The sequence below is a fragment of the Actinopolymorpha sp. B9G3 genome, assembly GCF_040120725.1.
Classification (GTDB): domain Bacteria; phylum Actinomycetota; class Actinomycetes; order Propionibacteriales; family Actinopolymorphaceae; genus Thermasporomyces.
In genome coordinates, this window is record NZ_JBEEAB010000050.1 from 1 (window position 1) to 9,340 (window position 9,340).

General features: G+C 66.2%; 9 protein-coding genes and 1 pseudogene. 6 read left to right on the forward strand and 4 right to left on the reverse strand.

The features are described 5' to 3' along the window. Nucleotides 1–179: 179 nt before the first annotated feature. On the forward strand, nucleotides 180–677 hold the full coding sequence (locus ABNF93_RS34210) for a cupin domain-containing protein (protein WP_349332417.1): 498 nt from the start codon (nucleotides 180–182) through the stop codon (nucleotides 675–677). A gap of 592 nt (nucleotides 678–1,269) precedes the next feature. On the opposite strand, the pseudogene ABNF93_RS34215 reads toward ABNF93_RS34210, so the two are convergent. After that, nucleotides 1,270–1,467, reverse strand: a pseudogene (locus ABNF93_RS34215) (transposase); the annotation flags it as partial. Nucleotides 1,468–2,648: 1,181 nt separating this feature from the next. On the opposite strand from ABNF93_RS34215, the gene ABNF93_RS34220 reads away from it, so the two are divergent. After that, a complete protein-coding gene (locus tag ABNF93_RS34220) occupies nucleotides 2,649–2,939 on the forward strand; it encodes a site-specific integrase (protein ID WP_349332418.1) in 291 nt (96 codons plus the stop codon). 964 nt (nucleotides 2,940–3,903) lie between these two features. Here ABNF93_RS34220 and ABNF93_RS34225 read toward each other — a convergent pair. From ABNF93_RS34225 to ABNF93_RS34230, 3 genes are all read right to left on the reverse strand, one after another. Beyond that, on the reverse strand, nucleotides 3,904–5,073 hold the full coding sequence (locus ABNF93_RS34225; protein ID WP_349332419.1) for a patatin-like phospholipase family protein: 1,170 nt from the start codon (nucleotides 5,071–5,073) through the stop codon (nucleotides 3,904–3,906). 125 nt (nucleotides 5,074–5,198) lie between these two features. Further along, the gene (locus tag ABNF93_RS35205; RefSeq protein WP_502877678.1) at nucleotides 5,199–5,798 is read right to left on the reverse strand and encodes a circadian clock KaiB family protein; all 600 of its coding nucleotides are present in this window, start codon (nucleotides 5,796–5,798) and stop codon (nucleotides 5,199–5,201) included. A gap of 500 nt (nucleotides 5,799–6,298) precedes the next feature. Then, nucleotides 6,299–6,484 (reverse strand): hypothetical protein, encoded by a 186-nt coding sequence (locus ABNF93_RS34230; protein ID WP_349332420.1) that lies wholly within the window; start codon nucleotides 6,482–6,484, stop codon nucleotides 6,299–6,301. A gap of 358 nt (nucleotides 6,485–6,842) precedes the next feature. On the opposite strand from ABNF93_RS34230, the gene ABNF93_RS34235 reads away from it, so the two are divergent. The 4 genes from ABNF93_RS34235 to ABNF93_RS34250 all read left to right on the forward strand — a co-directional run. Further along, nucleotides 6,843–7,187, forward strand: a complete 345-nt coding sequence (locus ABNF93_RS34235; protein ID WP_349332421.1) for an SAM-dependent methyltransferase — start codon at nucleotides 6,843–6,845, stop codon at nucleotides 7,185–7,187. 649 nt (nucleotides 7,188–7,836) lie between these two features. Beyond that, entirely contained in the window at nucleotides 7,837–8,790 is a 954-nt protein-coding gene (locus ABNF93_RS34240) for a glycoside hydrolase family 6 protein (RefSeq protein WP_349332422.1), read from the forward strand. Between the two features lie 147 nt (nucleotides 8,791–8,937). Continuing rightward, nucleotides 8,938–9,105 carry a hypothetical protein gene (locus tag ABNF93_RS34245; protein ID WP_349332423.1) on the forward strand — a complete coding sequence of 56 codons (168 nt, stop codon included), beginning with the start codon at nucleotides 8,938–8,940 and terminating at the stop codon, nucleotides 9,103–9,105. 96 nt (nucleotides 9,106–9,201) lie between these two features. Beyond that, nucleotides 9,202–9,340: NAD-binding protein (locus ABNF93_RS34250; protein ID WP_502877679.1), on the forward strand; the 139-nt coding region annotated here is incomplete at its 3' end.

Here is a 9,340-nt window from a genome sequence, read left to right on the forward strand (position 1 = left end):
CGACGCGACCACCGCGTCAACGTCTGGCACTCCTCATCGCTCAACACAAGCTCAGCCTTCGGCCGCCCAGTCCTCGCCATCCACCAAACCTACACTTACCCGACGAATTTCAGGCGGAGGACACTAGTGGGCGAAAACGCACGGCCGTGGGAAGCATGCCGACGGCAAAGTAGACGGCGATGACGCATGGACGAAGGCAACACGCCCGCATCGCCCCGACGACGTTCGACCAATGGCTGCAAGCTGGCGCGAGACAGGAGAAAGCGATGTCGCAGGACCCTTATGAGAAGGTGCGGAACACGCTGACCGAGCTTCAGAGCATCGCTCCGCCCTTTCTGGCTTCGGACGGGCAAGTGATGACCGTGCGGGTCGAGTATCCCCCCGGCGATCCCGGCGTTCCGCCGCATCGCCACCCCGGTGGGCCTTGTTTCGGCTACATCCTGGAGGGCGAAATGGTCTTCGAGGTGCAGGGCGAACCGCCGCGGGTGGTGAAGGCCGACGAGGCATTCTGGGAACCGGGCGTGGACGTCATCCACTATCAGGACGCCAACAACCGCACCGACATCCCGCTGCGCTTCGTCGTGACGATGATCATGGCTCCCGATCAGCCGATGCTCGTCTTCTTAGACGACGAAGAGCTCAAGCAGAGCGGTTGGGTACGGCGGTCACCCGCCTGAGCCCTAGCCGAGGTCCTCACAGCGAGGTTGTGGAGCTGGACCTCCAACGTCAGCGTCTGATGAACGGGGCAACGTTCCGCGATGTGCAACAACCAGCCTTCCGTCCGACGGCATATCGCGTCTTGAACAAGATGACGGCGGCGGGCTCAGATCGAGGCCGTCGAACTCGAACGCATTCCTAATCAGTGACGATCCCGAGCGCTCTGAACCCGTCGAGTTTCGGCCCGAACGCGGCCGTGCCGGCCCGCGGTGAGGGAAGCTGACTGACAGCCTTGGCCAGCATTGGTTCCACCGGCCCAAAAAGGAGCACCTCACTGTCTGTCACCGCAGGTCGGTCTGTCGTCTCCGGTTTGACGGTGTTTGCCCAGGTCAGCGCCAGGTTCGAAGGATGATGCCAGCGAATACAAACGTCGGTACGAACCACCAAGCCGTGGACAACCCGGGCAGATCTGCACCCTGATGCAGAATTATCAACCTCGTCGCCGGTCAAGTCCACCGGCGTGGTGTAGCGGTCGTGTCGCGTGGTTCGTTTGTTAGTTAGGTGTTTAGGGCCTTGGCTGAGGTCTGTTGCGGTCGCTTCCTCCGGGGTCGTGGTGGTGGTGCGGGCTTTGGTGAGGAGGACGAGGCCGAGGTAGCGGCGGCATTCGGTCCATTCGTCGGGTTCGGCGAGGTCGGCGCCGACGAGGCGGATGAGCGCCTTGCGGTCGGGGAAGATGCTGACGACGTCGGTGCGGCGGCGGACCTCGCGGTTGAGTCGTTCTTGGGGGTTGTTGGACCAGATCTGGCGCCATCCCCGGCAGATCCGCACCCCGATGCCGGGCGGTCGCCACGTGCGACGTCGGTTCCCGACCGGCGAAGCCCTCGGCTGACCGGACGCGCAGGTCTTAGCTTCCTCGTCGTCTTCGTGCTCGTTGGGCGCCATCGCCTGGGCCGGCGCACCGCCCCGGGGCCATCTGCAGCAGCTTCTCCGCGGCGATCTTCCAGGCGCAGGGGCCGAACTCGTTGTTCTCCTCGCGCGTGTTGTGCTCGGTGACGTTTGCCTGACGAGGCCGCGTTACCTCCGCGCCGCCGTCGGTGCGGTTCGCAGCTCGATGCTGTCAGGCTAGCCGGCCGTTCAGGTCGTTGTCGCCGTGGACGCCGCTGTTGCCCGGGCTGGCGTCACTGGGGCTGGCGTGCCCGGGGTGTGACGTTGCAGGTCGGCACGGCGACTCCCACGCGTTGCGTTGCGTGGCGTCGGTGTCCGGGCCGGAGGTGCGCAAGTGCTTCGGCCGGGATGACATCACGTTGAGAAGATGCTGGCGGGTTTACGACTGACGATTCCCGGTGAGGCTCCTTGTGCCGGGCTCGCGTCTGGCGACGGGCGGGCCCCGAGGCGTCACCAGCTGCCACTGCATCGCTTCGGCCGCCCGCCCTCCTTCCCGGACCAGCGAGTCTCACTTGGCGTTCGGCTACCGAGACCGATGCGCGGGTTCGGCCGAGGCGATGGCATGAGGCCTGGAGCCGGTGGGTGAGAGCGGTGTGACGGCGGTCGGCGCCGGGGGTGCGGACGGCGACAGCCAGGGCCTTATGGGAGCCGACGAGGATGACGAGTTTCTTGGCGCGGGATGGCGGCCCACCCAAGGCCGCGACAACGCCGAATGCAGGCATGTCGCAAGATCAGGATCGTGTCGCAAGCCAGATCCTGGGAGTGCCCCCGACCCACAGCAGACCAGACCCAGGCCCGCCACAGCGGGTACTCGTGGTTGTGCAGGGCTTCCCAGCTTTCCGGCGACGGGACAAGGAGAATTCAACGAGGCCAGCACCGGAATCCGCGGCTGCCTGCCGGCTCAGGGCCTGGTCAGGCGGTCCTAGCCTGGTCGAAGACCCATGCTCGCTCCCGAAGGGGTAGGGGGCTGTGAAGCTGCATGTGCCCGCTGTCGACGGCGCTCCCGACTACACTCCCGCAAACTGGCGCACTGCTGCGACCGCGTGATGCAAGTGCTGCGTGCCTGCGAGACCAGCAACCCGGAGATCGAATGCCGCGTCGTCACCTCGGATGAGGACGGCCAGGCCACCAAGGACTACCCGAGTGGGCTGTGGAATCTCCACCAGCTCCGGCACTCGGCGTTGACCCACGCCGCTGAGACCGGAGCGTACGCGTGGACGCTGCTCGCCTACTCCGCTCACCGCTCGGTAGCCTCACTGGCCCGCTACGCCAGGGTGTCGCAGAGACCTCAACCGCTGGCAGCAAGACCGCGACCCGGATCGCCGACGGTGAGTTAGTCGCTGGGGCGTCGCCTCGCCGTCCAGCGCGTTGAAGTTGCTCTCGGTTCGGCTGTTGCTAATCCCTCCGAGCGACCGTCCGGGGAGGCTGCTGACCCGGTCACGTCCAGCTATCCATCTCGCAGCTTGATGAACAGCCACGGCCCGTCCACCAACGTCTCATATGACGCCACGATCCTTGGGCGCCGCTACAAAGCTGCCTGCCACAGGCGTGCGCTCTCCTCCGGCATCGGCCCCATCTGCTTCCACTCCGAGTGCAGCTGCGAATACAGGAACTCCATTTCGCGGTCAGCGTGCTGAAAGCACACCGGCCCCGATGCCGAAGAAGATGCTCACCGAATCCTCCAGCTCCCGATTGCTCGGCGACAACGAGGATCGCCGGGCGGGCCAGCACAAAGAGCACGCAACCTCGTCGATGCATAGCGGCAGTAACAACCCTCCGTTCGGAGATGCGTGATGGAGTCGACAGGCGTGCCGGCGCTACCACTCGTCCGGGCTTGTCAACGGACGCCGAAATGGACTTCACGGTTCCTCGGGTTCTACCGCAGGGGTCAGTATTCAAAGTCCGGCGACACGGCCAGCCGCGGGGTCGGATCGGGATCTTGTCTGCCGGGATTTCGAGCTTGGCGAGAGCTGTTCCTCGTGCGGAGATCAGCAGCCGCAGGTAGTCGATGACCACGTCGCGCACGTCCAGTGCTGCCCGGTCTCGGTGTTCTTGCAATGCAGGAGGCCGTATCCGTTCGGCCTTGCGGGTTGCCCGAGGTGCTGGCAGATCTCTCGGTACGGCCCCTCCCCGCCCAACTTCTCCGGCGTGAAGAAGGAGTACTCGACGGGCGTGAGCATCACTAGGGCTCCCGGGTCGTTTCCTGAGCCTGTGCATCCGGACCAGCTCGCGTTGCTGCCGGACGGTGTCGACATCGGCCGCCGCGGCAGCCGGCTCCGCTGTGATTATCACCGTGGCGCGCTACGTCTGCGGAGGTGCTCGCCGGGTTCGTCCGTTCCGAGCGGGCGTCACCTTGCCTGCACGGGGGTGACCGTGCTCCCGCTGGTCCGGGACTCCGGCCGGGACCGGGCCGGCGGGGGCAGCGGCAGGTTGGCGGTAGCGTGTGAGGTAGTCCTGCCAGTTCCAGTGGCGTAGGAACGTCTTGGCAGCCTTGCGTCCGTTGTCGTACAGGCGCTGTAGCTGCCTGCCGTCGAGGTCGAACTCGACGATGCCGGCGGGGGTGGTGTCGACGCGGATGGTTCGTGCATCTACCCAGGGCAGGTTGAGGCGGGTCTGGTCGTGGCCGGCGATGGTCGTGGCGACCAGGGAGGTCAGCAGGCGTATCGGCGGTAGCTGCGGAATGCCGAGGACCCACGGCCTTGGGAAAGTCATGACTTTGCGGAAGCCCTGGCCGAGGACCGGAAGCAGCTGCGTGTTGTCTTTGGGCAGCGTGGGCAACAGCTTGATTCCGAACGTTGGCCACCGTGGGGGCTGTCCGTCGGTACGGTCGAAGGCGTCGATGGGGAAGTTGGACAGTACCCCGCCGTCGACCAGGGTCGAGTCCATCCCGGTTTTGGGGTTGGTGAGGGTAAACGGTTCGAAGAAGAACGGGATCGACATGGAGGCGCGGACCGCGTCGACGACCGGCTGTGTCCGTGGATCCAGTCCGTAGATCCGGCGGTAGTCCCACGGCAGGCGGACCAGCTGGCCCAAGGTGAGGTCGGTGGCCATCACCACCAAACTGAACCGCTGGTCTTCTGCCAGGGTGGCGTCTGGGTCGTCGATCTGCAAATCCGCGAACGTCTTCACGCCCTGTTTTTCCAGCTGTCGGCCCAGCCATTCCTGGAGGTAATCGCCTTCGTAGATGCCGCGTTGGACGAGCATTGAAAGGCTTTTGCCGACGACGGGAATGCGGTCCAGGGGCGACTTGTCACAGAACTTGCGGTAGTCCACCTCGAGCATGATCTTCTGCAGCTCGTCCATCGGCATGCCGGCGGCGACCAAGGCTCCGGCCACCGCGCCTGCGGAGGTGCCGGCCACCCGCGGAAACTCATACCCTGCCCGGTCCAGCTCGTGGAGCGCTCCGACCAGGCCAATACCTTTGACGCCCCCACCTTCCAGCACAAGGTCGGCCTTCCTGGCTTCGGCCATCTTCTTCCCCCGTCCGCCTCGGCCGCGGCTCAATCAGCACTGTGGCGGCGTAGGGCCGTTCAGCAGCTCCTACTAGGGGACTCGCCCCAGTCCCGCCCGACGCCCCTCGCACATCTACCCCGTTCTCAGATACCCAGTCCGACCAGGATCGCGACATCCCGGAACGGCGGCCTGCAGCGGCGTAAGGCCAGAGCAGCTGTCGCAGAACCGATCTCAAGACGGCACGGTCGGTGGTGCCCCCGCAACCGTGAGGGAAACCGGAACGACGACCTGATCGTGGAGCCACCACGGCTCTCCACCCATGCCTGTGCACCGGAGGAGTCTCCGACAAGACGTCGGAGACTGGCGCAGCAGCCAGTGGGTTCATGCCCAAACCGCACGACCCAAAACCGGTATCGATACCCTTCCCACGAGGCTTCGCCCAGGCCGAGCGCGGCCGCCGTCTGCTCCTCGTCGGACAGGTCGCCAACCGCCCGACGCGGCGGAAGCGGCGCGCACCACAGCACGGCGGGAACCGTACTGATGTAATCATGCTCGGCGTGGTTGGGCTGCCGCCCGAGATCGATGATCTGGATCTGGTAGCGCGAGCGCGACGAGCGCCTCGCGCTGCGCGGTGAGGTCTTGATCGACGGTCGAGACCCGGGCGTAGCCGATCTTGGGATCCGGGGAAGTCCGGAACAGGATTGACACGCTAAGGGCCGGGGTGTTGGTAACAACGCCTCCATGAACACCGTTACGGTGTCCAGTTTGCTGAACAGGCCGGACTTCCGTTCCGGTCGTCAGCGTGGTCGGAACGGGTTGTCGCTGTGGGCAGCTCGTTGGCCGATCTCGCCGCGTCGGTACCGTTCGGCCTGCCAGACATCCCAGGCCCGCTACAGCCAATGCGCGCGCCGAGCAACTCGGCGAACAGCTCGAACAGGCTCGCGAGCTCGAGCAGACCGGCGCCGACCGGGACCAGGCCGCCGAACAGCTGCGACAGACCGCAGCCCAGCTGGAGGCGACCCGCGATCAGCTGATCGCTGCCACCACCGCACGCGACGACCTGGCCCAGCAACTGACCGCCGCCCGGCAGAAACCGCCGACCTGGCGCGTGAACGCGACTAGCTCGCCGTCCAGCTCGAGCGGCGGCAGGCATCAGCTCCAACGTGCCGAGACCGCCGAGCGGGCCGTCAGCCGAGCAGAATTTCCCCGTCGAACAACTCACCACACAGACCGCCGAGCAGCGTTACCAACTCCGCGACGCCACCGCAAACCGGGAGGCGCTCCAGACCGAACTCTCCAGGTCCGCGCCGACCTGGCCGCCGCCCGCGACCAAGCCGAGACCGACCGCACCGCCGCGCAACAACGACTCGACGATCTCCGCACTGAACACGCCACAAAGCTCGACGACCTCCGCGAACGACTCCCCCAACCCACCACCGAAACGACAGGCAAGGCACCCCGCCGCCGCCCGGCCGAGTATCTTCCTTCTCCGCTCTCCGCTCTCCGCTCTCCGCTCTCCGCAGTCCGCTCCCGAGCGCGGTGTGGGGGTGGGTCGACCTCGGCGTGTCTGGACCGCGACACCAGGGTTGAGGAAGATCGGCACAGCGATTAGCGCGAACGATGACCTTGTTTCAGGTCGCCGCCGGCTGTAGGCACCGACGAGCGCCGTGGTCGCCGCGTCGACGCCGGCCAACGCGGTTGCGGCGCCTGTTCCGTGGGGATGACGAGACCGACGCCGGGGCGCGCCAGGTCCGGATCCGTGATCGTCTCCACCAGGCGTATGCCAGGTGTCAACGCACGTAGGTGGGACCAGCCGGTTTCGGCGGTCGGTCGCGTTTCTCGCCGAGTCCGGCGTGCGCCAGTTCCTCGACATCGGCACCGGGCTGCTGACGGCCAACAACACCCACGAAGTAGCACACGCGATCGCGCCGGAATCGCCTGTCGTTCGCGTCGACAACGATTCCCTGGTGCTCGTGCGCGAGCGGGCATTGCTCGTAAGCACGACAGAGGACGCAACCGCGTACATCGAAGCCGACCGCCGCGACCCCGCGGCATCCTCGACGCCACCGCGGCAACGCTCGACCCCGACCAGCCGGTCGCCGTCACGCTCATGGGGATCCTGCACCACGTAACCGACACCCCAAGCCAAGGCGATCCTCGGCGAGCTGATGGCACCGCTGCCCTCCGGCAGCCACCTCGCCCTCTCCCACGCCGCCAACGTCGTACACGGCCCGTCATCTGACGACGTGCGTGTCGGGGGTGCGTGCCGGACACGCGTTGGTTCCCCTGATGCGTCGAACCGCCGGAGACCCTAACCCACCGCCCGGTCTCTGCTGGTCTGCCATGAGGCCAATCTAGGCTTCGTTTCATATCAATATAAACAAAACGAAACGATACGAACGTTATGAGGTGGTTTGTTGGGCTCGGCTCCGCCGTGCGGTGCCCGGCGGGGAAACCCCCAAAGGCCGGCCCAATTGACGTGGCCTCGCACGCGTAGCACCGCATCCTACGCCGAGGAGCGACGGGGCATGTCGCTCCTTTTTGACATCCTCGACCTTGAGGGCAATCCCGGCGCCCTTTTTTGACAAGTCGTGAAGAGATCAGCGAACCTCTGTCGATGCCTGCGAATACCTCACAGGTAGTTAGCCGCACTAATTTCACTATCGGCGGGAAGATCGGAGAGCCTAGACGATGCGGGACAAAGTTGTGAAAGCTGGCGTATGCGGTGTCAGCCTCATTGCAGGAGTCGGCTTACTGGTCGGTTGCTCCGAGGCGCCTTGGATGGAACTCTCCCAGAACGCGTCCGCGCCACGCCAACTCCATGACCGTCCGCCACGTACCGAGTCGGGGGTCCTGCCCGAGCGTTTGTACGTCGATCCCACCCAGCAGTCCACTCTGTGGGCCAAGAAGAATCCTTCCGACGAGCGCGCCAAGACCATCGAGGAAACCATCGCCAACAAGCCCGTGGCGCGCTGGTTCGGCGACTGGAACAAACGCATCACGGCGGAGACGAGCGAGTACGTCGAGGCGGCCGCCGACGCCGGCAGCCTCCCGGTACTCGTCGCCTACAACATCTACGGGCGCGACTGCGGGTCGCACAGTGCCGGTGGCGTCGAGAGCCCGGACGACTACCGCACCTGGATCACGTCGTTTGCCAAGGGCATCGGATCGCACCCCGCCGTGGTCATCCTCGAGCCCGACACGCTGGCGCAGATCGACTGCATTCCCGACGAGGCCGGCAAGAAGACCCGGCTCGATCTCATCAAGTTCGGCGTGGACCAGCTGGCCGAGCACGCGCCCCATGCAATGACGTACATCGATGGCGGCAACGCCAACTGGATCCCGCCCGCGACGATGGCCGACCGACTGGCCGCGGCGGGTGTGGGCAAGGCCCGCGGCTTTAGTGTCAACGTCTCCAACTTCTACTCGACGGCCGAGAGCGACACCTACGGCGGAGCGATCCGTAAGGCCCTGGCATCCAAATACGGCCTTACCAAGTCGTACGTCGTCGACACGAGCCGGAACGGCAACGGCTCAGCGAACGGCGAATGGTGCAACCCCGCCGGCCGCAAGCTGGGCACTCCTGCCCGGCTGGTCGGCCTCGGCGAGCCCAAGGAGTTCGAGCTCTGGATCAAGGCGCCGGGTGAGTCCGACGGCACGTGTGGTGCCGGTGCCACGACGACGGCCGGGGAGTTTTCTCCGGACCTGGCGGCCGGCCTGATCCAGGGTCGCTGACCGGCGGTCCACCGTCGATCCGACGTGACCAGTCGGGGTCTCCGGGCGACGCGGCCCGGGGGCCCCGGCCGGTCCGGCTCTGGCGCCGTTCGCTCCGGGTCACCAACCCCACTCAAAATCGGCTCCCAGCCGTCGCCGTCCGACCGGGTGAGCACCTCGCCATGGGTATTGCCGGGCTCACTTGCTCGCGAACTCTTCGACGTCCCGGCACTCACCGGGGCCGCCACCGAGGCTGGGCGGGAGACGCTCGTCGAGCTAATCGCCGGGCTCGCTGAGCGGGCCCAGGACCCGGGAAGCGCCTGCTCCCTAGCCTAGCCGTGGTCGACGCGATGGCTTCGCGGCCAGGCGAGTTCCCGACCCCGGAGGCCCAGTGGCAGCGGATCCAGCCGGGCACCGGTGGTGGGACCGGCCGTGGGTGACGGGCAGAAGGTGAAGCTGGTCAACCAGCTGCTTTGCGGCGTACACATTGCGGTCGCGGCTGAGGCGTTGGCGTTTGCCGAGGCGATCGGGCTCGACGCGGGCGCGTGCTGGGAGATCATCCGGCACGGCG

Bases quoted from the DNA above. Each gene is read 5' to 3' on its own strand.
- ABNF93_RS34210 (WP_349332417.1), top strand. From the start codon at position 180: ATGACGCATGGACGAAGGCAACACGCCCGCATCGCCCCGACGACGTTC.
- ABNF93_RS34220 (WP_349332418.1), top strand. From the start codon at position 2,649: ATGCAAGTGCTGCGTGCCTGCGAGACCAGCAACCCGGAGATCGAATGC.
- ABNF93_RS34225 (WP_349332419.1), bottom strand. From the start codon at position 5,073: ATGGCCGAAGCCAGGAAGGCCGACCTTGTGCTGGAAGGTGGGGGCGTC.
- ABNF93_RS35205 (WP_502877678.1), bottom strand. From the start codon at position 5,798: ATGGAGGCGTTGTTACCAACACCCCGGCCCTTAGCGTGTCAATCCTGT.
- ABNF93_RS34240 (WP_349332422.1), top strand. From the start codon at position 7,837: ATGGAACTCTCCCAGAACGCGTCCGCGCCACGCCAACTCCATGACCGT.